Here is a 24,075-nt window from a genome sequence, read left to right as displayed (position 1 = left end):
GTGGTGTAATTGCCAAATAAACACTACTTTTGTATTAAATAAAAAACAATAACAGGAGCTAAATGTCAGACGACAAACCAATCATTTTAATTAAAGCTATTAAAGAACTTAATATAGGCATGGGTACGGCCGTTGAGTTTTTAAACAAAAAGGGATTCTCTGCCGAGAAGAGCCCTATGTTTAAACTTACGGGAGACATGTATAATGCCTTATTGAAAGAGTATCAGGGAGATAAGATCGTAAGAGAAGAAGCCAAACAAATAGTGATTGGTAAAATACGTCGTGACGAGCCTGAGACTGAAAAGCCAGTAGAAGCGCCGAAGAAGAATACCGATTTTGAGAAAAATGAAGAGATTTTAATTAAAAATGCTCAATCATTTACACCTCCGGTAGAGAAACCAAAGGTTGTAGAAACCCCTAAGGTAGAAGCGCCAGCGCCAACACCAGTATCTGCGGCAGCAGTAGAGCCAGTAAAAGAAACTAAGGCAGAAGATAAGGTTGAAGAAACTGGATTGCCAGGGGTTAAAATTGTAGGAAAGATCGATTTAAATGATCTTAACTCAAAAACACGCCCGGTTAAGAAAGAAGAAACACCTGCTGCACCAGCACCGGTTGTAGAACCGCCTGTGGTTAAAGCACCAGAACCTGTAAAACCAGTTGAACAACCTAAAGTGGAAGAAAAACCGGTTGAGGTTAAAAAGGAAGAAACACCTGCTGCACCAGCACCTGTTGTAGAACCGCCAGTGGTTAAAGCACCGGAGCCTGTAAAACCAGTTGAACAACCTAAAGTGGAAGAAAAACCAGCTGAAGCAAAACCGGTAAACAACGAGCCTGAGGTAATTAAAGCACGTACCGTTAAATTAACCGGCCCGAATATTATTGGTAAAATTGTTTTACCAACAACACCGGATAGAAGAAACGGTCCAGTAGCATCATCTAGCGATAGTGAAGCCGCTAAACGTAAGCGTAAACGCAAAAAAACTCCGGGAGCACCTGGCCAACCAGGTCAACATGGTGGTCAAGGCCAGCAAGGACAAAATAATCCTGCAGGTCAAGGTCAGGGCCAAGGTCAAAGTGGTACACCAGGGCAACCTCGTACACCTTATCAAGGTAACAGGCCAGGCGGTGGAACTCCATACCAGGGCAACAGACCAGCGGGACAAGGTGGAACTCCATATCAAGGAAATAGAAATAACAACAATAACAGACCGGGTTTCCAAAATAGAAATGCTACACCAAGCGGACCTAAAGAAGAGCCTACTGAGAAAGAAATTCAAGATCAGATTAAAGCAACACTTGCTCGTTTAAGTGGTGCTGGTAAATCGGGTAAATTTGCACAACGTGCTAAATTACGTCGTCAGAAACGTGATGATGTAGCGTCGAACGCAGAAGAGGCTGCAAATGAGCTTGAATCGCAATCGAAAATATTAAAAGTAACTGAATTTGTTACGGCTAATGAGTTAGCGAGCATGATGGATGTGCCGGTTACCAAAATTATTGGTACCTGTATGAGCCTGGGTATGTTCGTTTCCATTAACCAGCGTTTAGATGCTGAAACTTTAACCATTGTTGCGGATGAGTTTGGTTACGAAATTCAATTCGTTAAACCAGATGAGGATGAAGAAAATGTAATTGAGGAAGAAGATAACGAGGCTGATTTAATCGAAAGAGCTCCGGTTGTTACGATTATGGGTCACGTCGATCACGGTAAAACCTCATTGCTGGATTATATCCGTAAAGCAAATGTGGTAGCTGGTGAGGCAGGTGGTATTACCCAGCACATTGGTGCTTACATGGTAACTACGCCAACTGGTAAAAAAGTAACCTTCTTAGATACTCCAGGTCACGAAGCCTTTACAGCAATGCGTGCACGTGGTGCTAAGGCTGCTGATATTGCCATTATTGTTATCGCGGCTGATGATGCGGTGATGCCTCAAACTAAAGAGGCGATTAACCACGCACAGGCGGCAGGCGTACCATTGGTATTTGCTTTCACTAAAGTAGATAAACCAGGTGCAAATGCAGATAAGGTACGTGAGCAGTTATCAGTTATGAATATCTTGGTTGAAGATTGGGGTGGTAAATATCAATCACAGGAAATCTCAAGCAAAAGCGGTTTAAATGTTGATTTACTTTTAGATAAAGTATTATTAGAAGCTGAATTATTAGAGCTTAAAGCAAATCCGAATAAGAGAGCTACAGGTACTGTAATTGAATCGGCATTAGATAAAGGACGTGGTATTGTAACTACGGTATTGGTTCAGGCCGGTACGTTAAGAGTGGGAGATCCAATCTTAGCGGGTAGTTATAGCGGACGTGTAAAAGCATTAACCAATGAGCGTGGTGCTAAAGTAGAATCAGCGGGCCCATCACAACCGGTACAGGTTTTGGGTATGCAAGGTGCGCCTACAGCTGGTGATAGATTTAATGCTTTAGAAAGTGAAACCGAAGCACGTGATATTGCAAACAAACGTATGCAGTTACAACGTGAGCAGGGATTACGTACACAGAAACACATTACATTGGATGAGATCGGTCGTCGTTTGGCTATCGGTAACTTTAAAGAGCTTAACATCATTGTTAAAGGTGATGTGGATGGTTCAATCGAGGCATTGGCCGATTCATTGTTGAAACTATCAACTGAGCAGATCCAGATCAATATCATCAGTAAAGGTGTTGGTCAGATTTCAGAATCTGATGTATTGTTAGCTTCGGCTTCAGATGCGATTATTATTGGTTTCCAGGTTCGTCCATCAACAGGTGCACGTAAACTTGCAGAAGCTGAACAGATCGATATCCGTTTATATTCTATCATCTACGATGCAATCAATGAGATTAAATCAGCGATGGAAGGTATGTTGGATCCAGAATTTGAAGAGAAAATTGTGGCTAATGTTGAGATTCGCGAGACTTTCAAAATTACTAAAGTGGGTACCATTGCAGGTTGTATGGTATTGGATGGTAAGATTACCCGTAACAGCAAGATCCGTATCGTTAGGGATGGTGTTGTAGTATACACAGGTGAATTGGCATCGTTAAAACGCTTTAAAGATGATGTGAAAGAAGTGAATAAAGGTTACGAGTGTGGTTTAAACATTCAGAACTTTAACAACATCGAAGTTGGCGATATCGTAGAAGCTTACGAACAAGTAGAAGTAGCTAGAAAACTGTAAGTATACAGAACGTTATAAAATTAAGTGGCCTCCTAAAAAGGCCACTTTTTTTGTGTCTGTAATATTTTAACCTTAAAATTATCGGATAATTTTGAGTTTCAATCTTAAAATTATCGGATAATTTTGAGTTTCAATCTTGAAAATATCATATATTTGTCTTTTGATATTGATGATTATGGAAAGATCAGGAGCGCTAAAATCTTTAAAAGACCATTTGGGTAAGCCTCAGCATACTATCGTGATAGGTCCAAGACAGATCGGTAAAACCACACTGGTTAAACAATTGGCTGAACAGTTAAATCAAGCTAATGAATTGGTTTATTTTCTGACTTTTGAAGATCCTGCTATTTTAGAAGCTGTAAATCATCATGCTGAAAATATCTTTAATTATACATTATTACCAGCTGATGTTCCTGCAGATAAAAGATTATATATTATTATTGACGAAGTTCAATATGCAAAAGATCCCAGTAATTTTTTAAAACTTTTGTATGATAAGTATGCCCCAAAATTAAAAATTATTGCAACAGGGAGTAGTGCATTTTACATTGATAAAAGCTTTAAGGATAGTTTAGCGGGAAGAAAAAAGGTATTTGAATTTTTTCCTTTGGCTTTCGATGAGTTCCTGCACTTTAAAGGGGAGGATAATTTAATTGCAGATTGGGAGCAGATGAAGAAAAGGGTTACATATCAGGGGCTTCAACGTAACCGTATAAATTCACTTTTTGACGAATATTTAGTTTATGGCGGTTATCCTGCTGTAGTTTTGGCTGATACTGAACAGGAAAAGCAGGAAATGCTTAAAGAACTTGTAAATAGCTACATGAAAAAGGATGCTTTAGAAGCGGGCATTAAAGAAGAATTAAAGTTTTTTCAGCTAGCAAGATTATTGGCCGATCAAACAGGCAATCTGCTGAATAATCATGAGCTGGGAAATACCTTGCAAATGGCCAGTGCCACGGTAGAAAACTACATTTATTTAATGCAGAAAACCTTTATTGTACAATTACTGTCTCCATTTTATGGCAATGTACGCAAAGAATTAACCAAAATGCCAAAGATCTATTTTAATGATAATGGTCTGCGTAATGTATTGTTAAATAACTTTTCTAAACTGAACGATAGGGCAGACAAAGGAGAATTGTTAGAAAATTATGTCTATTGTAGGTTAAGGCAGTTATTTGATATAGATAATCTGCACTTTTGGCGAACTGCTGATGGTAATGAGGTAGATTTTATTGTAGAAAAACACTTAAACAAAGGAATTGCTTACGAGGTGAAATATAATGATGTTCAGTTTAAGCCAACCAAGTATAAAAAATTTGTAGAGGCATATCCTGATTTTGATTTAGAATGTGTTTGTAAGATACTTACAAAAAATGATTCAATAGAGGCTATCAGGTTATAGCTTGTTGATGAGAAGATAAACCAACTTATCGGCATTAAAAATATCGATGCCTTTTGTTAGAGAGAAACTATTTTGGTATGTCTCAGCTTCATAAACTGTAATGTTTACATATATAAATATTAAAAGAGCTTCAATAATAAATTGAGGCTCTTTTTTACATAATGGGAGGTTATTTAACTTTAGTAAACCAAAAGCAGCCACAGCCATAAAACTGTTTTTTAAGTAATTCGTTTGATGGATTAACCACTAACCCGCCGTCTGCTTCATCTTCAGGTATTAATGTGAATTCTTTAAGTTCCAGATCTGAAAACAAATTTAAAACCTGATCCTTTGAATAAATGCGATGCGCATTAAAACAGATGACATCTTTTGCCCCTAGAGGAACAACGAATAACAAATTGCCACCAATTGCTAATACCCGAGTCAATTCTTTTACGGCTTTAATATCCGCATCGTAATCCAACGGATCACCATATCTACCTAACCCTACATGCTCTACTGTATGCATACATGATAATGATTCTATTGAATTTGATTCGAAAGGAAGATTCATCAAATCGCCAGGCAACGATTTCAAATTTGGTAATTCTAATTTTGCTGGGCGGTAATCATAAAACTCAACAGGTAAAATTGCGGAGAGCATAGAACAGAAATGCAGCGTAGACGAGATATCTATATGATTGGCAGGTGCATTATTTATGATGATTCTTGTTGCCCAGGCAGGGTGATAAACATAGTGCCTGTCGAAGCCTGTTTGTGCTGTACTATCTGATAAACATGGATAAAGATTTTCTTCCTCCAAAGAAAAACGTTTTGTTGAACGCTTTTCCAGATCAAGCAGTTGCTTAAATTCTGTTTTGAATTTTATAATATTGGAATTTTCCCGCGAAAATATTTTTCTTATTTTTTTAATCACAAAGTTTAATTATTAGAGTAACTAAGATAAGATAATTATTTAACGAAATCTTTTAACAGCGCCTAGTTAGTTTCTGTAAGATTATGGCATGTTTTCGTGATCTTGCCGGTTTGATAATGATTTAATATACGCGTAATATTCTTTATACACAGATGTTAAAACACAATTGATTTTTTATATAAGATCATTTTTTGTGGATATTCGCAAACAATTTAAAAGAATTCAATGAACGCCGAGTCAATAAAAGTAACAAAACCTAAAACAAAGAATTTTTCTTTTGTCGATTCAATCAGATGCATTTCTATGATCGGTATTATTATTGAGCATTGCGGGGTTGTTTCTCCAAATCACTATAGCAGGCAGTTCGAAAACATTATTGAGAGTTGTATTATACAATCTTTTAAATTTAGTACAATAGCTTTTTTTCTAATTGGTGGTTTTTTAATTAACCATAAGTTTGATGAATATACACCTTTTCAATATTTGAAAAACAGATTTAAGAAAACCATCGGGCCGTGGTTATTTTGGATATTTATTTTAATTATGTTAGGGATTTTAGATCGTTTCATTGCTCACAGCAGAGGAAGCGCTATGGGCCTGGTAGGGAGTAATTTTTTCCTATATCTTTATGAAACCTTTACACAGCTTGTACTCATCAGCCCGTATTGGTTCATTCTTAATTTTCTAATCTGTATTACGGTTTTATTACTGTTTAAAAAATATTTGTATAATGTTTGGTTTGGTGTAGCTTTAGCTTTGTTTTCGTTATTTTATAGCTTAAATATCTATGAGGGCTGGATTGCTACTACGCATACTACAGCTATTTTTGGTTTTATATTTTATTTATGGCTTGGCGTTTATTTTAACGAATACTATGATAAGGTAATGGGTATGATTAAAGCCGCTTCGTGGTTTATAATCATAACTTTAGCGCTTGTTTCCTTTTGCTTAGCTGTTGGAGAATCTACCTACCTTAATAGCATTGGGATCAAAGATGCATACAATACCTTGCGTTTGAGTAATATCATATATTCTTTAATTATGTTTGTGCTATTGTTGAAAGTTGGCAGCTTAAACTGGTTACAGCGAAATTTACGACCGAGAGAAACCACATTCGGTATTTATCTAATACATGTGATCATTATTGGCAGAGGGCTCCCCTTAATTTTTCAACCTTTAGAGTTGAATTTTCTTGAGTTTAACGTGTGGCAAAATACCGGAATACTGCTGTTTAGATTTTTAGTTGTCTATAGTATAAGTTTTTTCTTGACTAAAGCTATCGGTAAAACAAAAATGAAGTGGATGGTAGGGAATTAATTAATCAATCCTCTAAGACTAATTTTAAATATTTTCCTGAATTGCTTAAAGTTAAAAAACTCCCTGTCGTATAATTCTTTTTTGAAAAACCAATTTAATGCCTTAGTATTGGATTTTTTTAATCGTAGTATTTCATACCACTTATTAAATAAAAATTGGTTCATTTTAATGATATCAAATCTCTTTGATTTTGTGTTTGCAATTTTCATCGAGACTAATAATTCGAAGTATCCCTGAAAATGGGCTTCATTTAAATTATTAGTAAATAATTCCTCGTGTCGATTTAAATTGTTTATGTTAAACGACATTCCCAAGTTACCTTGCATATTTTTAAGAATTTTCAGTTCGTTTTTTTTCTGATCCTCCGATCTTTTTAATGTTATATTTTCGCCATGTATCCGATACTTAACCAAAAAGGCATCAATATTTGCTACTTTATGTCTTTCTGAAATCCGGGTAAAAAGATCATAATCTTCTGCTAATGCAAAATCTCTATAGCCATTAAGTTCTCGAAAAATTTCAGTTTTAAACATCGTACTCGAATTTATGAAAGGATTCCCAAATAACATCTGCATGCCTATCGAATCGCCCGTGGGTACAATTATTTTTTTTTCTGATTCGACTCCATTTTTATCAATAATTTTACCATGTCCTCCGCATAGCGCAACTTCCGGATTTGAAGAAAAAAAGTTTAACTGTAGCCCCAGTCTTTCGGGATAAGCAATATCATCACTATCCAGAATTGCAATGTACTCACCCCTCGCTAGTTCGAGGAGCCTATTTCTTGTAAATGGTAGTCCTTTATTACCATTATTTTGTATAAAGCGAATCCTGGTATCGTTAAATGTTTTGACTATCAATGCTGTGTTATCTGTTGATCCATCGTCTATAATAAGAAGTTCAAAATCTATAAATGTTTGGTTTAAAATACTTAAGATGGATTCTTCTATGAAACCAGAAGTATTATATGCCGCCATAAATACCGTTATCTTAGGCTTTTTCATATCTTAATCCAAGTTTTAGGGCAGATATTGCAATCATTAGGTGTTAGGTTAGCTATCCATTTTTTTGGAGCAATAATTACCTTGTTGTTATTGTTATTTAGCCATGCGCCCCACCAGCTAAAGCTGCTGTTTGCAATGATATTATGTTTACAGTTACTCATCAGTTGCATGTCTATATAGCTATTATTCCCTTTGTTCCAATCGATGTATGTTGCTTTCTTAAGGTTAAGGTTTTGTCTGCACCAAGCCATATCATCCGAAAAAACAAAGAATTGAGCATCTTTAATCTTTGAATTTAAGCTCAATATGGCTTGTTCATAATAATCCAGGGTGCAAATACCGCCGAATAAAGGATCCTTTAAATAATCACCTCTTCTTACGTGGATAGCTACACTTTCCGTATCTACAATTTGTTGCAGAACGGTTTGGTTTTCTGTACCTGCAATTTTAGGAAATTTAAAATCATGTTTTATTTTCTCTGCTATATCGTGAAAATATTCTTCATTTTGCCAGTACCCAAAATAATACTTATTGGCATTGTTGAAAAAAGAGGCATCGAACATAAATTCATTTTCTTCTACCCTGTATGTGTTTTTTAAGTTTAAAATTCTTTTCAGTTTTCTAAATATCCATTTGGTTTGATTGGGCCTAAATAGGTTTAAAAGAAATTTACTTGGTTTTTTTACTTTTAAGTTAAAAATTCTTTCCAATTCATAACCATTATGTAAAGGATACTCATCAAAATCAGATAAATCTGCATAAACACTGATGCCCTTATTTTGTAACGACCTGTAGAAAGCATATTGAAACATTTGATTGCCTAAGCCACCCAATAATTTTACAATTTTCATTAATAAGCATTAATTGTTTTCGAATAAAATAACATTTTTTAGTCTGAAAGATGAATTTATTAAATCGCGAAGATACCACGAAAGAGAAATAAAATAATCTAAATAAGACAAAATAAAATTTTTTAAACTATTTATTCTTTATTTTGCGTCTTGAGTAGAATTACACAAATTAATAGGTTTTTTTATTCAATTGATTATTCTGTTATGAAAAGAATATTATTTATAACACAAAATTTAGGTAGGGGAGGTTCAGAAATGCTTTTGTGGTATTCCTTAAATCATCTAAATAAAAATAAGTTTACCCCTTTAATATTCTGTAAAGAAAGAGGAGATTTTATAGATGTTTTGCCCACGCATATTAAATACTTTTTACCATACAAAAAGAGTAAAAATTTATTTCGAAAGGCATTCAGAGCAATTTTAAAGGCCTTCAAGGTTAATCCACTAGAATATCAGTTAAAACAAATTCATAAAAAGAATAATGTTGATTTTTGGTATGTTAATACTATAATAATCCCTGAGGTTTACGAAATAGCACAAAAACTAGGGGTTAAAATTATAACACATGTGCATGAACTAACAATAGCTTATAATTTCATTACATATAATGATTTAAAGAGAATTATCAACTATTCATCAATCCTTATTGGTTGTTCTGAAGCTGTGTGTAATAAGATAAGGGATATGGGGAGAACAGATGTGAAACTATTATATGGTTTTATTGATACTGATAAAATAACCTACACTAAATTAGCTCCAGAAGTAAAAGCAGCTATTGGTTTTAGCAGTGATGATTTTGTATGGGCAATTTCAGGAAAAACATCTTTAATAAAAGGGATTGATTTTTTAGTTACTTTGCTTAAAGTAGTCCCTCAAAATTTTAAGTTTATTTGGATTGGAGGCGATGAATATACTGGCTTATATTATTACACAGAGAAAGCTTTACATATTAATTTCCCCGGTAGGGTTAAGTTTTTAGGTGTTCAGCGAGAGGAATATTATAATTATCTTAACTCGGCTGATGCTTTCCTGTTGCTGTCAAGAGAAGATTCGTTCCCATTGGTAATGCTAGAGGCCGCTGCTTTAGGCAAACCAATTGTAGGATTTAACTCTGGAGGGATTAGTGAATTTGTATATCCACATACTGGTAGAGTTATTAACTCTTGGAGAATTGAGGATTTGGCTTATGCAATGAAGGAGATTGAAAGTAATCCTTTAGCTTTTAATAAAGAAGAAATTAAAAGACAGGCACTTGGGTACGAAGTAAAAAAACAAGTTGCAATTTTAGAGGATATCTTAGATGAAATGACTTAAAAAAATACGATTCAAAAAACTTTATAGCCTAATTAAAATCTTTTAGCGTTTAAAATACTTCTTTTTTAAAGTACTAAAAAACGATTTTTTATTTAAGTTATTTTTACTTGTATAATAGTTGGGCTTGTTAATGTAGTGTTCGTATTCGTTGGCTTGAAGCGCTTCATGATATTTTAGTAGTAAAGGCTTAATCTCTGGGCGCATTTCTGATGTAAATAAAGCCCATTTAGAAATTTCTTCAGGTGCGAAGTAATCCCAACCACTATAATGAAAAAAGCTAAGTGGAGTAATATTGTTGACAAAGAAAGAACCGTCTACTTCTGAAATTTCTCGTTCGTGTAAATTCCAATATGCTACATTTACGCCTTCATTTCTTTCTATAAAAGTTTCTTTAAAGTATAAAGGAACAAGATTCAGCCACAATTGCTCACCATAATATCCCCTTTTAAAATCGTATATACATTCTTTAACCGAACGCTCGCGTAACCATGCAAGGTATTTAAACGTTTGGGGTGATTTTCTTAGTTTAAAAAAACCTCCGTTATACAAACCAGCATTTAAAACCTCCAACTCTTGACGTTTCATATCAATGCTGGGCGGCTGTGTAAAATGTGGGCTTAGTATTATTTCGTGATCATTAACTGTGCTTTTGGGTAAAGGTCCGAAAAAGAACGTATCAGAATCGCAAAAAATAACTTGATTAATATGAACTTGGTCTAAAAAATATTTGGCAAAAAGTACCTTTGAACAATTGGCCAATTGCATCGGGTTATAATTTTGAGTTATAAAATCAAATTCATCTACACCTAGTTCATGAAGTTGAACAATCGGATATTTATTCATCAGGTTATTACGCTCTATTTCATCATCCGTAATGTAATCGGCAAGACATATACAGAATTCAAAATCTGGATGATACTTTTTAACCGAATCTAATAATGATACAGCAAAAGGGAGATAATTTGTGGTTGCTACAGTAAAAAATAAGGTCATTTCAAAAATAATTTATCAAGATTTTTATAGCAGTGTTCCTTTTCATAATTGATGCTAAAAGCATCTAAAGCATTTTCTGCCTGTTTTTTATATTCCGACTCGTCTGTTAATAGTAGTATGATATTATTTCCGAATTCAATGGGGTCATCACTAACCAAACAGCCATTATTGGTTTTATTGATCAATCCATCAATTCCCCTTGTGTTACATACCACGGGCAGGCCATAAGATAATGCTTCTACTACTTTTATCTTGGTTCCAGTACCCGTAAGCATAGGGCATAGCGCTACTTTAGCATTTTGGTAATAAATTGATAAATCTTCGGCAAAGTTTACGGAAACAACATTCGGGGCCTTTATTGAAAGATGCTCGTTTATCTGCCCAATGACGCATATCTGTATGTTATTTGGTAATAATGGGTATACCTCGTTAAAAAACCAATGAGCAGCTTTTTGATTATGTACATTATCGCTAGCTACATATATCAGATCAAATGATTTTTCATTAATATCACGAAGATTTTGTGGTTTATCAAGCATCATTGGCGCTAACACGACCTTGTTTTTACAAAATTGACTAAAGATATACTGTTCCTCGACAGAAATCGCTAAAGCAATATCAAATAGGGAAATTCTTCTGATTTCTTCTTTAAAAGATTGGCCAATATTAACTTTTTTTTGAAGTTGAGCCGTTATAAAATCGTGTGTATCAATTACTTTTGTCGATTTTTTTGTAAAGTGGTTATCCTCTACCAATGTAGCCCAACTGGCATAATTAATAAAGATATAATCGTAATCGTTGTTTTTTAGAATTTTTTTGAAAGCCCTCTTAAACCTTAAGGTGACCAATTCAGGAAAGTGAAGCGGAAAGAACCAAGCTTTATTTTGATAGAAAAAATTCGGCAGTTTATAAAAAAGCAGATAATAGAATATGTTTTTTTTAGATGGTTTTTTTTTAATTACATAAGTATTACTGGCCAAGCCTGCTTGCTCAAATGCTTTAATATCTGTTTCGTTCCATTTTCCGGTGAAATACTCGCTTACAAAATCAATTTCAAAATTTCTTGATTTAAAATAGCTTAACATACTTAAAGCCCTGGTTCTGTTACCCGCATTTTTTTTTAGCGGATTATCAGGCATAAAAAATAATACTCTCCTCATCTAAATATTTAGTCGTTAAAGGCCTGCATGTCGATTAAGCGCCTATATAAACCATTTTTGTTCATTAGCTCATTGTGGCTTCCAGTTTCTACTACACAGCCTTTATCTATCACCACAATTTTATCGGCATGTTGTATCGTACTTAAACGGTGAGCAATTACAATTGAGGTGCGGTTTTTCATCAGGTTATTTAAGGCATCCTGCACTAATTTTTCAGATTCTGTATCTAAGGCTGAAGTGGCCTCATCCAACAACATGATTGGTGGGTTAGCCAATACAGCCCTTGCAATACAAACACGCTGTTTCTGGCCTCCTGAGAGTTTATTTCCTCTGTCGCCGACAAAAGATTGATAACCATCTTCTGTATTCTCGATAAAATCGTGCGCATTTGCAATTTTCGCTGCGGCAACAACTTCTTCCATTGTGGCATCTGGTTTGGCAAACGCAATGTTATTAAAAATGGTATCGTTAAATAGAAAAGATTCTTGATTAACAGTTCCCATTTGTGCCCTGATGCTTTCAACAGTAAGTTCTCTGTAATCGTGGCCATCAATTTTAATCGTTCCTGATTTTGGATCATGAAAACGAGGGATTAAATCCATTAATGTACTTTTCCCGCCTCCAGAAGGCCCTACAAGCGCTACTGTTTGCCCTTTTTCTATATTAATATTAATGTTATTTAATACTTGCTTATCGCCATAAAAGAATGAAACATTTTCGAAGGTTAGTGCATTGCTGAAATTAGCTAATACTTCTGCATCACTTTTATTTACTAGAGCTGGTTTGGTATCAATAAGGTCTAAAACACGTTCGCCGGCAGCAATACCTGAGTGAATGCCACTAAAGGAATCGGCGATCGCTTTTACGGGTTGCAATACTTGAGAAAAAGTAGCCAAATAAACTACAAATTCTGCCGCTTTCAAATCGCCTTTTCCACTTAATATTAACGTACCACCATATAAAAGAATAAATACAACAACTAAAACACCCAAGGTTTGTGAAACTGGAGAGGCCAATTGTTGCCTTCTAGCCATTTTTCTGTTTAAAAAAGAGTAAAACTTATTTTCGGTATCAAATCTTTCCTTTGCACGTTCTGTTGCGTTAAAAGCTTTAATAATCTTAATGCCGCTTAACGACTCATCTAAAAAACCAATCATTTTTGCAAAAGATTCATGTGATTGTGTGGCTTGTTGTTTTAATCTTTTTACAATTTTGCTGATGATAAAGCCTGAAATCGGAATAACCAATAAAGAGAATAAAGTTAATTTGGCAGAGATGGAAACCAATACCCCAATAAAAAACAGTAATTGTAACGGTTCTTTAAAAACAACCTGCAGTGTGTTGGTAACTGTAAACTGAACTACCTGCACATCAGATGCTACTTTTGATATAATATCGCCTTTGCGTTCGTTATTAAAGTAGCCAACATGTAAATTCATTACGTTGTTAAAAACCGTTTTACGTATGTTAAGTAGCGTATGCACACGTAAATCTTCCATAAAACGCTGAGAGAAATAGCGAAAAAAATTAGCAAGAAATACTGTTGCAATAATAATAACACAAATTACTTTTAGCGCCAGGATTTTATCGTCAGCAATAATACCATCAATGTAGTTGTTAAAGCGGCCTAATAAATCCCATGAACTTTTACTTTCTGCAATTTTGGTCGGATCATCACATTTTCCTAAAAACAGTGCTTGCATTAAAGGACCAAGTAGCGTAAAAAGAAAAGTATTAAAAAAAATACCAAATAATGTAGTTATCAGATAGGGTATTGCAAACTTTTCTATGGGCTTGGCAAATGATAATAAACGAAAATAAGTTTTCATTAGGTATTGTATATATAACGGAACTTAGGGAAGTACCTTAGCCGTAAAGAAAAAATATAATAAGATTCAGGCAAATGTACGGTTTTTCGTACATATGAATAAGATCGTGAAACCCAACATAATTAAAATTACAATTCTTGGGTTTTAGAATGGATTGAGATGCTGTTTTACGGGGATGTATCGCGTTAACCGTTGGGCGCTAATTATTTGATCCTTATCATGAAATACAGGTTTAGGAACTGTTATTATAACTTACTTATATTTTTAAACCTGTTAATTTTGCCATTAAAACTTACTTTTTATTATTTTTCCAAACATTCCTGATATAAATTCAGATACTGGTTGGCTGCAATTTCCCACGAAAATTTTTCTGCTTGGGCAATTGCTTCTTTAACACGATTATTTTGCGCGAAATCACTCATTCCTTTTTTAAATACCTCCTGCATGTGTTCAGGTTCAAAATTATCGAAGTAATAAGCCACGTTGCCGCCAACCTCTGGGAGTGAGGTGAATTTTGAGAGGAAAACAGGTTTTCCAAAGTACATGGCCTCTATTACAGGAAGACCAAAACCTTCGGCAACTGAAGGGAATAAAAAAGCATCGCAATTTTTGTAGTACCAGGCTTTATCTTCATCGCTAATTGGCCCGGTAATGTGTACCCTATCCAGACAATTATGTTTTTCTGCTTCCTCTAAAATCCGCTGTTTGTGGGATGTTTCCCTTCCAGAAATTACCAGTTCAAAATCGTTATCTTTTAATAATGCAGGTAATAAGTGAAAACCTTTTTGTACCGAAAGCAAACCAATGGTAAATAGAAATTTTTTTCTGGGTTTAAAAGCTGGCTGATGATTTTCATCTGAAACTAATTTATCGGCCCCGTTATAAATTACATTGATTTTATTTGCTGACTCAGGAAAATAGTGTTTCACATCATTTGCAACAAACTGCGATATACATACAATTTTGTCACACTGTGATATTAGCTTGCCTAGTTTTTTTAGATATACCTGGATTCTGTGCGGCTTGCTAAACTTTAAATGAACCTTATTCATGTCATGAATGGTCATTATTTTTTTTGCGTTTACTTTGCTAGGTCGTAATCTGCAGGTCTGATCAGAGAGATGAACAACTTCGAAATCATTTTTTTTCTTAAAAAATAACCGATCTAATCTCGAAAGATAAATGATATCAACCAAGCCGTTAAAAAGATATTTTGTCTGTTTGAAAAGATAAAATTTTAATTCAAACCTTTCTTTGTTTTCCTGGATTAATGCGTCGCCTAATCCTTTTCCAAATGAAAAATAGCCACAATTGGCATCTTTCATCGAATCAAAAGTTACTAAGACCTTAGGCTTTTCCATTAATTAAATCGTGTATTTAGAAGAAAAAAATTATGCAAATATAGACAGATTTAAATTGTAGACTACTTTACAATTTTATAATTCCGGTATTCGAACAAACGCATTCCTGTTAAATCTTCAATTTTTTGTAGAACTCTCCTGCGGAAATTCATTTTTGGAGTTTCCTTGGTTAAATCTTTCTCAAATTTCCAGTTTGCAGCAGCAATTCTTTCCTGCATTACTTTTGGATGGCTGCCTTTAAAATGAACTAAACGATCGGCATTGTGCATATCATAGGTTTCCTGCACGGGATAATTCTCTTCAATCCATTCTTCTGTTTGATAAAACTGATTAAAGTTCCGCACTTTACCTTGTAATCCTTTTGGTGGTTTAACCCAGCCATAATGATAAATGTAAGCATCAATTAGCTTAACCCTAAGCTTTCTGTCGTTAATTCTGAAGCCTTGCGCGTCGCGGTAAGATTTTACCCCTGGTAAATTTTTTATAATCCGAACCTCTCTTCTATACCACCGTCTGGATTCAGCCAGATAATCATAAGAAGCATAAAAATGTTTGTATTTTAAAAGTAAGGCCTCTACATTGCTGTTGTTAAGCGCTAACTCCATTTCTTTTTTGATCAAGGGGAGGTAATCTTCATGTATGGCTTCATCACCTTGAATATAGATCATCCAATCGGTATCTTCACTTATTTCTGCTAAAGCTTTGTTGGTTTCATCAGCAAAAACACGACCGCCTTCCCTTATGTTGTCATCCCAAACGGTATCGATGGTCCTGATTTTAGGATCGATACTTTTAACCATTTCAGAAGTCTCATCAGATGAGTTGCCCAGTGCAACTATAAAATCATCACACAAAGGTAATACTGAAAGTATGGCTTCTTTTGCTGGATAATCGTTTACAATTGCATTTCTTAAAAAGGTAAAACCGGTAACTTTCATTATGGGGATGCTTTGTAGCTGATAATTTTTGTTTATTTGTACAAAGATAGTTTTATTGATGAATACGCATCTATCCATTTTAAGCGAAGTAAAAGCCGGGAATTACAAGGTTTTGGCAAGAACATTAACCCTTGTCGAAAACAACATTACACCCGCCGATTCGATTTTAAGAGATTTAGATAGTCAGGTTAATGTGCCGGTTTTAGGCATTACCGGACCTCCAGGTGCCGGTAAAAGCACCTTGGTAAATGCAATAGCTGGTCATCTTGTTACGAAAGGAATGCGCATTGCTATATTGGCGATAGATCCTACCTCTCCATTTAATTTTGGTTCTTTGCTGGGTGATCGTATCCGTATGGCTGGCCAGTTTAACAATCCAAATGTTTTTATCCGTTCGTTAGCTACCCGGGGCGCTCTGGGGGGTATTTCGGCGAAAACCATCGAAATGGTCGATGTTTTAAAAGCAGCTAATTTTGATCTGATTATTGTAGAAACTGTTGGTGTTGGGCAATCGGAGGTAGAAATTGCCGGATTAGCAGATAAAACCATCGTGGTGCTGGTTCCCGAATCGGGTGATGAGGTGCAGAATATCAAATCTGGTTTGATGGAGATTGCCGATTGCTTTGTGATAAACAAGGCTGATAGAGAAGGTGCAGCTATTTTTGCCAATAATTTAAAGAAAATTGTTCATCAGGGCACGAAGACTATCCCAATATTAAAAACTGTGGCCGATAAAAATATAGGTATTGATGAATTATGTGCTTGGATAATCAACCCGCTTACTTCTGATCATAACCGAAGGGCTTTTCTGTTTGCAGAGAAAGCCTGGAGACTCATTCAACATGAGAGGATGAGGGGGGTAGATAAAAAAAGGCTGCTAGAAAAAGTTCAGGCAGCCTTAAAGCAAGATGATTTTAATATTTATCGTTTTGCTGATGAATTTATCAGCAATGGTTAACCTATAAATTTGAAACTGGTTAACTGAAAACGGCCAACTGCAATTGAACTAACTGTTCATGATATCTTCAATTTCTTCAGCTTCTAGTGGGATATCGGCCATTAAATCTACATTTCCGTTTGCGGTGATAAGAATATTATTTTCTAAGCGGATACCCAAACCTTCTTCTGGAATATAGATTCCTGGTTCAACAGTTAAAATATTGCCTGCTGCAAATGGCGTGTATCTTCCTGCAAAGTCGTGTACATCAATGCCTAAATGGTGAGAATTGCCATGCATAAAGTATTTTTTATAAGCTGGCCACGCTGCTGTTTGGTTCTTCACGTCTGTTGTAGAAATAAGTCCGAGATTAATCAGTTGTTCAGTCATAATTTCGCCAACCTGTTCGTGGTAAGTGTTCCATATGGTTCCTTCGCCAATCAATTTAATCGATTCTTTCATTACATGCAATACCGCATTGTATACATGCTTTTGTCTTTGGGTGAACCGACCGTTAACAGGGATGGAGCGGCTCATATCTGCATTGTAATTTGCGTATTCGGCACCGAAATCAAAAAGTATTACGTCGCCATCTTTACATTCTTGATTATTATCATTGTAGTGGAGGATGTTTGCATTATGGCCGGAAGCAATAATAGGAGAGTAGGCATGGCCTGTTCCGCCTTGTCGGATAAATTCGTGGATAATCTCTGCTTCAATTTCATATTCTTTAACACCAGGCTTGGTAAATTTTAATACCCTGATAAAGGCATCGCGTGTTATTGCTGATGCCTTTTTAGTTAGCTCAACTTCAACATCTGATTTAATTGCACGTAAATTTCGCATAATTGGTGCCGAACGTTCATAATGATGCAATGGATATTTCGCCCGCATTTTCTCAATGAAACGGATATCACGATAAGGAACCTCATGGGCATACCTGTCATTTTCATTTGTATTTAAATAAATATGTTCAGCATAGTTCACAATGCTATGCAATATGTTGTCGAAATCCTCCAACCAATATACCGCTTGAATACCCGATGCAGCTTTAGCTTGCTCTTTAGTATATTTGTATCCTTCCCAAACTTTAATGTAATCGTTAGTCTGTCTTAAAAACAGGACTTCTCTGTACAATGGATTAGGACAATCAGGAAATAATAGCAATATTGTTTGTTCTTGATCAATTCCAGATAAATAAAATAAATCAGGGTTTTGCTTAAAAATAAAGCTCTGATCGCCACTTCTAGGAAATTCATCACTTGAGTTGAATATAGCTAATGAATTGTTTTTTAGGTGATTAGAGAATTTTTTTCTGTTTAGTATAAATAATGACTGATCAATAGTAGGATATTTCATGAAAATGGTATTTTTATATGGCAATGGCCAAATGTAATAAAATGATTAATTACTGTGAAGTTTGGAACGGAGTTTGTATAAAAGTTTGAAAATTTAAAATTTTGTTTAATTTTGGCATTACTAAAAAATTAATCAATTAAATTGTTTAACCCTTAAAAAAGAAAAAAGATTATGAATTATTCTACTTTAAAGAAAAGTGTTGCGCTTTCTTTAGTGGCATTAACAGGAGTTGCTTCTCTTGCTGTCGCTCAGGATGCACCTGCAACAACTTCTGCTGTCAAGGTATTTGGCGGTAGAGGTCAGTACAGAACTTGGTCTATCGGTGTTCACGGTGGTGTTTTAATGCCAGTTGTTGCTATCGGTGGTACTAATGATTTTAACAAATGGGATGCTAACTTAGGTTACGGTTTAAACATCCGTAAACAATTAGGTCACTCATTCGGTTTAGAATTAAACGGAACTCGTGGTAAACTTTCAGGTACTAACGAAGGTATTTCTAACCCAGCTGTAAAAGACTTCGAAACTGAATTACAATATGCTGTAGATTTACGTGGTGTTGTAAATGTAGGTTCTATCGATTTCTTACGTCGTGAGAACTCAGTAGGTTTCTTCTTAACTGCTGGTGCTGGTTATATGGCTTATGCTCCAAAAATTACAACACAAACTGGTGTTATTGATTGGAAAGGTAAAGCTGTTGGTCCTGCTGATGACAGACATGATGCTAAAGATTACGTAAAAGGTTTCTACATTCCAGTTGGTGCTGGCGTTAAATTCAAAGTTTCTGAGCGTGTTAACTTTAACTTAGGTTACACCATGAACTTTGTTGATGCTGATAACTTAGATGGAGTTTATGCAAAAGGTCAAACTAAAGATAAATTCTCTTACGGTTATGCTGGTTTAGAATTCTCTTTAGGTTCTTCTGCTAAACCAAGTTTAGAGTGGACTAACCCATTAGCTACTATGTACGATGAGTTAAAAGATCCAACTTTACGTCAAGAAGTTGAAGCATTGAAAAACCGTGTTTCTGCTGTTGAAAAATCAGTTGAAGATTTGAAAAAAGATACTGACGGTGACGGTGTTGCTGATCAATTCGATAAATGCCCAGGAACTCCTGCTGGTACTGCTGTTGATGGTTCAGGTTGTCCTCTTCCAAAACCACAAGTTGATTCTACTGCTACTAGCAATGTAACTGGTTTCGAAAAAATCGGTTTCGATTTCAACTCTTCAGTTTTAAAAACTGAGTCTTATCCTACTTTAGATAAATTATCTTCAGTGTTACGTGAAAACGGTGGTAAAGTAACTGTAAACGGTTACGCTTCAAGCGAAGGTACTGCTGCATATAACTTGAAATTATCTAAAGACAGAGCTAACTCTGTTAAAACTTACTTAGTAAACTCTGGCGTTAACGCTAGTCAAGTTGCTACTAAAGGTAATGGCGAAGCTAACCCAATTGCTTCTAACGATACTGAAGAAGGTCGTATCCAAAACCGTCGTGTTGAAACTGCTAGAAACTAGTATTTCAATATAAGATTTAAAAAAAGTCCTGATGAAAGTCAGGACTTTTTTTGTGCCTTTTAATTTTCTGTGTTAAGCTTTTTAGCTAAGTTTGTGTTATGTACTTCTTTAGAAAAAAGGATCCGAACAGGCCAAATAATATCAATCTGAGAATTATGCATTTTATCAATGCATTGGCCATCTTAATTTTTCTTGCAGGTATCATCTACAAGCTAATTCAATGGCTTGCTAAATAACCCCAAATTATATGAAACAAATTATTAAAACAACCAATGCTCCAGCTCCAATTGGACCATATAGCCAAGCTGTACAAGCTGGAAACTTTTTATTCGTATCAGGCCAGGTAGCTATTAATCCCGAAAATGGAGAATTAAATATTGGTAATATTGAAGAAGAGACGCACCAGGTAATGCGTAACCTTAAAGCTGTTTTGCTTGAAGCAGGTTTAACTTTCGATAACGTAGTAAAGTCTACCATCTTCTTAAGCGATATGGGTACCTTTGCTCAGGTAAACGAAGTTTATGGGCAGTATTTTACTGCTGATTTCCCTGCGCGCGAAACGGTTCAGGTTTCGGTATTGCCTAAAAATGTTAATGTAGAAATTTCTGTAATTGCCATTGTAGGCTAATTTTGGCAGATAGTAAAAGCAAATATTTTATAGCGGGCATTGTTCCTTACATTATCTGGGGAACAATGTCTATACCTTTGCGTAACATAAAGGGTTTTCCGCCACACGAAATTTTATACTACAGGATATTTATTTCCATTATTGTAGTTTGGGCAACCATTCTTTTATTCAGAAGAGAAGCATTAAAAAATGATTTGAATTTCTTAAAATCATTAAGCGCGCGCAAGAAAACCAGACTATTGCTGCTTACTGTAGTGTCGTCATTTCTGATTACGGGAAACTGGTTTACCTATATTTATGCCGTAAATAGTGTAAGTTTAAAAGCAGCGGCCTTTGCCTATATGGTGTGCCCACTGTTAACTGCACTCTGTGGATTTATCATTTTAAAAGAGCAGTTAACCAAGGCTAAAATTATTGCCCTGATCATTGCATTTATAAGCATCATCTTATTGGCAACAGGCTCGTTACACGAAGTAATGTGGGCCATTATCGTTGCATCTTTTTATGCCCTATATGTTATTGTGCTGAAAGTAATTAAAGATGTAGATAAGTTTAACTTTTTGGGCGTTCAGTTAATTTTATCAGGATTAATGATGCTGCCGTTGTATTTTCTTAATGCTGCACCTTTTCCTACCGAAACCTTCTTTTGGTCGCATATATTTTTGATTGCCATTGTATTTACCATTATCCCACTCTTTTTAAATTCGTATGCATTGTTGGGCATGCCTTCGTCGGCCTTAGGTATTTTGATCTATCTCAATCCTATTGTTGCTTTTACCGTTGCATTTTTTTACTTTAAGGAGAAAATAGATCTGCACCAACTTTTCGCCTATTTGCTTTTGCTGCTATCGATCGTTATTTTTAATGCACAGTTGCTAAAGAGTGTTGTTTACAAGAAACAGTAAAATATTTTGTTTAATTCGGTATTAGATACACCTGTTGAGTTTTTAAAGGGCGTTGGGCCAAGCCGTGCTGATGTTTTGAAAAAGGACCTCGGCCTGTTCACTTATCAGGATATGCTGGCGCACTATCCCTTCAGGTATATCGACCGTACAAAATATTTCAAGATTAACCAGATCAATCCTGATTCGCAGTATATCCAGATTATTGGGCGTGTGATCAGCAAAAAAGTAATTGGCGATAAAAGAGCAAAACGTATTGTTGCTGTTTTTAAAGATGAAACCGGAATGATGGAATTGGTTTGGTTCCAGAGCCTAAAATGGGTTGATGATAATATCACTGTTGGCACTGCTTACGTAGCCTTTGGGAAACCAACCATCTTTAACGGAACATTTAGTATCTCGCATCCGGAAATGGAGCTGTACCAGCGTAAACAGGTGGGGCGTGGGAATTTAACCTTACAGCCGGTTTATAACTCAACAGAGAAGCTTAAAAAGTTTAATCTCGATTCAAAAGGCCTACAACGTTTAATTGCCGGCTTGTTGGATCAGATTATTCCCCAGGTTCCTGAGAATTTACCACAATACATCATTGATAAGTATCAGTTGCCAGATAAAAGGTTAGCCTTGCTGAATATTCATTTTCCTAAAAATCAGAAGGATTTAAACGCTGCAGAAAGACGTCTTAAGTTTGAAGAATTATTCTTCATCCAGTTACAGCTTTTGCACAATAAACATCTGCGCCAGTTAAAATTTAAAGGTGTAACTTTTGAAAAGGTTGGCGAAAAAGTAAACCGCTTTTATAGTGAGTTTTTGCCTTTCGAATTAACCAATGCCCAAAAAAGAGTAGTTAAGGAAATTAGAATTGATACACAACGTGGTGTACAAATGAACCGGCTTGTTCAGGGTGACGTAGGAAGCGGTAAAACTGCGGTTGCATTGATGAGTATGCTTTTGGCAAATGATAACGGCTACCAGGCCTGTATGATGGCTCCAACGGAAATTTTGGCCCGTCAACACTATGCCTCTATTACAGAACTTGTAACCAACGACCTGGTGCGTGTTGCTATCCTTACAGGAAATACCAAAAAGAAGGAGCGTACAGCTTTACATGAGCAATTGGAGAATGGAGAAATCGATATTCTGATCGGAACACATGCCCTGATTGAAGATAAGGTTCAATTTAAAAATTTGGGGTTGGTTGTGATTGATGAACAGCATCGTTTTGGTGTAGAGCAACGCGCCAAGCTTTGGCGGAAAAACATCATTCCTCCACATATTCTCGTGATGACCGCTACGCCAATTCCGCGTACTTTGGCCATGACCTTATACGGCGATCTAGATGTTTCGGTTATTGACGAATTACCTGCCGGCAGAAAACCTATAGAAACCAAACATCTTTTTGAAGGCCAACGCCTCAGGATGTTCGGTTTTATGAAGCAGGAAATTGCTAAAGGCAGGCAGGTTTATATTGTTTATCCTTTAATTAAAGAAAGCGAGAAATTAGATCTTTTGCATCTCGAAGCTGGAATTGAACAACTGAGTTACCAGTTTCCAAGGCCAGATTACCAAATGAGTATTGTACACGGGCAAATGCCCAATGCCGATAAACAGTTCGAAATGCAGCAGTTTATTGATGGTAAAAGCCAAATTATGGTAGCCACTACTGTAATAGAGGTGGGCGTAAACGTACCTAACGCTTCGGTAATGGTAATTGAAAATGCCGAACGGTTTGGGCTTTCACAACTCCATCAGTTGCGTGGTAGGGTAGGCCGTGGTGCAGAACAGTCTTTCTGTATATTAATGAGTGGGAATAAACTGAGTAAAGAAGGTAAGATTCGTTTAGAAACAATGGTAAGAACCAACAACGGCTTCGAAATATCAGAAATAGATTTACAGTTACGCGGCCCTGGCGATATTACAGGAACTCAGCAAAGCGGTGTTTTAGATCTGAAACTTGCAGACCTGGCCAAAGACCAGATTATTTTGTCTGAAGCACGTAATACAGTAATCGCAATTTTTGAAGACGATCCGCAGCTGGCAAAGCCCGAAAATTCAATCTTGAAAGCTTACCTGCAAAAATTAGAAAGAGGCATTTCTTTCGACAAGATAAGCTAATCTTGTATTGAGTTTAATTTGTTTCTAATCATTTTAACTCCCTTCTCCTCATACTCTGCAATAATATTTAGTGCTGTATTATTAGTGCTACTTTGTGTCGTTTGTAATTATTTTTTTACGAGTCAGCTCCTTATAATTATTATTATACCCCCTTTTTTTTAACTCCTAATATTTCTATCTTGCGTGTAACCAAATGTGAACTGTAGCGTCGGCAAGTCCAAAATTAGGTACATCGTACCTTGCAATTTTCAATTCAAAAAATGAATTTGGAATTAATTAAAGCCGATTAGACATGGTTAACAATGATTTATTGGCGTAATTAGAAGGGAGCCTTAATTTTTTTTGATGTTAAGTG

At 35.6% G+C, this 24,075-nt stretch carries 19 protein-coding genes; 10 read left to right on the top strand and 9 right to left on the bottom strand.

The window, feature by feature from the left end; genetic code table 11:
• The first annotated feature begins 62 nt into the window (after positions 1-62).
• Both infB and ASU31_RS06535 read left to right on the top strand, forming a co-directional pair.
• Complete coding sequence (gene infB / locus ASU31_RS06540; protein ID WP_057931552.1) at positions 63-3,173, top strand: translation initiation factor IF-2; 3,111 nt, start codon at positions 63-65, stop codon at positions 3,171-3,173.
• Positions 3,174-3,348: 175 nt separating this feature from the next.
• Positions 3,349-4,581 (top strand): ATP-binding protein, encoded by a 1,233-nt coding sequence (locus ASU31_RS06535; RefSeq protein WP_057931551.1) that lies wholly within the window; start codon positions 3,349-3,351, stop codon positions 4,579-4,581.
• Positions 4,582-4,750: 169 nt separating this feature from the next.
• Here ASU31_RS06535 and ASU31_RS06525 read toward each other — a convergent pair whose 3' ends face one another.
• Entirely contained in the window at positions 4,751-5,497 is a 747-nt protein-coding gene (locus ASU31_RS06525) for a DUF268 domain-containing protein (RefSeq protein WP_057931549.1), read from the bottom strand.
• 225 nt (positions 5,498-5,722) lie between these two features.
• On the opposite strand from ASU31_RS06525, the gene ASU31_RS06520 reads away from it, so the two are divergent.
• Entirely contained in the window at positions 5,723-6,814 is a 1,092-nt protein-coding gene (locus ASU31_RS06520; RefSeq protein ID WP_057931548.1) for an acyltransferase family protein, read from the top strand.
• On the opposite strand, the gene ASU31_RS06515 is transcribed toward ASU31_RS06520, so the two are convergent.
• A complete protein-coding gene (locus ASU31_RS06515; RefSeq protein ID WP_057931547.1) occupies positions 6,811-7,818 on the bottom strand; it encodes a glycosyltransferase family 2 protein in 1,008 nt (335 codons plus the stop codon). The two genes, ASU31_RS06520 and ASU31_RS06515, sit on opposite strands and share 4 nt — an antisense overlap.
• Entirely contained in the window at positions 7,815-8,669 is an 855-nt protein-coding gene (locus ASU31_RS06510) for an alpha-1,2-fucosyltransferase (protein WP_057931546.1), read from the bottom strand. The genes ASU31_RS06515 and ASU31_RS06510 overlap by 4 nt, the downstream gene beginning before the upstream one ends.
• A 204-nt stretch (positions 8,670-8,873) precedes the next feature.
• Here ASU31_RS06510 and ASU31_RS06505 point away from each other — a divergent pair, with 204 nt between their 5' ends.
• Positions 8,874-9,983 (top strand): glycosyltransferase family 4 protein, encoded by a 1,110-nt coding sequence (locus ASU31_RS06505; protein WP_057931545.1) that lies wholly within the window; start codon positions 8,874-8,876, stop codon positions 9,981-9,983.
• 42 nt (positions 9,984-10,025) lie between these two features.
• Here ASU31_RS06505 and ASU31_RS06500 read toward each other — a convergent pair whose 3' ends face one another.
• From ASU31_RS06500 to ASU31_RS06480, 5 genes are all read right to left on the bottom strand, one after another.
• The gene (locus ASU31_RS06500; protein ID WP_057931544.1) at positions 10,026-10,976 is read right to left on the bottom strand and encodes a glycosyltransferase; all 951 of its coding nucleotides are present in this window, start codon (positions 10,974-10,976) and stop codon (positions 10,026-10,028) included.
• Positions 10,973-12,136 (bottom strand): glycosyltransferase, encoded by a 1,164-nt coding sequence (locus ASU31_RS06495; RefSeq protein ID WP_083505283.1) that lies wholly within the window; start codon positions 12,134-12,136, stop codon positions 10,973-10,975. The genes ASU31_RS06500 and ASU31_RS06495 overlap by 4 nt, the downstream gene beginning before the upstream one ends.
• A gap of 8 nt (positions 12,137-12,144) precedes the next feature.
• The gene (locus ASU31_RS06490; RefSeq protein WP_057931542.1) at positions 12,145-13,965 is read right to left on the bottom strand and encodes an ABC transporter ATP-binding protein; all 1,821 of its coding nucleotides are present in this window, start codon (positions 13,963-13,965) and stop codon (positions 12,145-12,147) included.
• Between the two features lie 302 nt (positions 13,966-14,267).
• On the bottom strand, positions 14,268-15,326 hold the full coding sequence (locus tag ASU31_RS06485; protein WP_057931541.1) for a glycosyltransferase family 4 protein: 1,059 nt from the start codon (positions 15,324-15,326) through the stop codon (positions 14,268-14,270).
• Positions 15,327-15,388: 62 nt separating this feature from the next.
• On the bottom strand, positions 15,389-16,264 hold the full coding sequence (locus ASU31_RS06480; RefSeq protein WP_057931540.1) for a hypothetical protein: 876 nt from the start codon (positions 16,262-16,264) through the stop codon (positions 15,389-15,391).
• Between the two features lie 58 nt (positions 16,265-16,322).
• On the opposite strand from ASU31_RS06480, the gene meaB reads away from it, so the two are divergent.
• On the top strand, positions 16,323-17,222 hold the full coding sequence (meaB, locus tag ASU31_RS06475; RefSeq protein WP_057931539.1) for a methylmalonyl Co-A mutase-associated GTPase MeaB: 900 nt from the start codon (positions 16,323-16,325) through the stop codon (positions 17,220-17,222).
• A 48-nt stretch (positions 17,223-17,270) separates the two neighbouring features.
• Here meaB and ASU31_RS06470 read toward each other — a convergent pair whose 3' ends face one another.
• The gene (locus tag ASU31_RS06470) at positions 17,271-18,560 is read right to left on the bottom strand and encodes an aminopeptidase P family protein (protein WP_057931538.1); all 1,290 of its coding nucleotides are present in this window, start codon (positions 18,558-18,560) and stop codon (positions 17,271-17,273) included.
• A gap of 171 nt (positions 18,561-18,731) precedes the next feature.
• Here ASU31_RS06470 and ASU31_RS06465 point away from each other — a divergent pair, with 171 nt between their 5' ends.
• The 5 genes from ASU31_RS06465 (at position 18,732) to recG (ending at position 23,720) form a co-directional block, all read left to right on the top strand.
• Complete coding sequence (locus tag ASU31_RS06465) at positions 18,732-20,075, top strand: OmpA family protein (RefSeq protein WP_057931537.1); 1,344 nt, start codon at positions 18,732-18,734, stop codon at positions 20,073-20,075.
• Between the two features lie 98 nt (positions 20,076-20,173).
• Complete coding sequence (locus tag ASU31_RS28045) at positions 20,174-20,311, top strand: DUF6728 family protein (RefSeq protein ID WP_317039670.1); 138 nt, start codon at positions 20,174-20,176, stop codon at positions 20,309-20,311.
• 11 nt (positions 20,312-20,322) lie between these two features.
• Positions 20,323-20,703: a RidA family protein gene (locus tag ASU31_RS06460; protein ID WP_029274517.1), complete on the top strand. Its 381-nt coding sequence runs from the start codon at positions 20,323-20,325 to the stop codon at positions 20,701-20,703.
• Between the two features lie 2 nt (positions 20,704-20,705).
• Positions 20,706-21,608: an EamA family transporter gene (locus tag ASU31_RS06455; RefSeq protein WP_057931536.1), complete on the top strand. Its 903-nt coding sequence runs from the start codon at positions 20,706-20,708 to the stop codon at positions 21,606-21,608.
• A gap of 6 nt (positions 21,609-21,614) precedes the next feature.
• Positions 21,615-23,720, top strand: coding sequence for an ATP-dependent DNA helicase RecG (gene recG / locus ASU31_RS06450; protein WP_057931535.1), 2,106 nt, complete (start codon positions 21,615-21,617; stop codon positions 23,718-23,720).
• The last annotated feature ends 355 nt before the right edge of the window (positions 23,721-24,075 follow it).

The organism is Pedobacter ginsenosidimutans (assembly GCF_001442625.1).
Classification (GTDB): domain Bacteria; phylum Bacteroidota; class Bacteroidia; order Sphingobacteriales; family Sphingobacteriaceae; genus Pedobacter; species Pedobacter ginsenosidimutans.
Note: the sequence above shows the minus strand (reverse complement) of the source record. Positions and strands in the feature narration are given on the sequence as shown.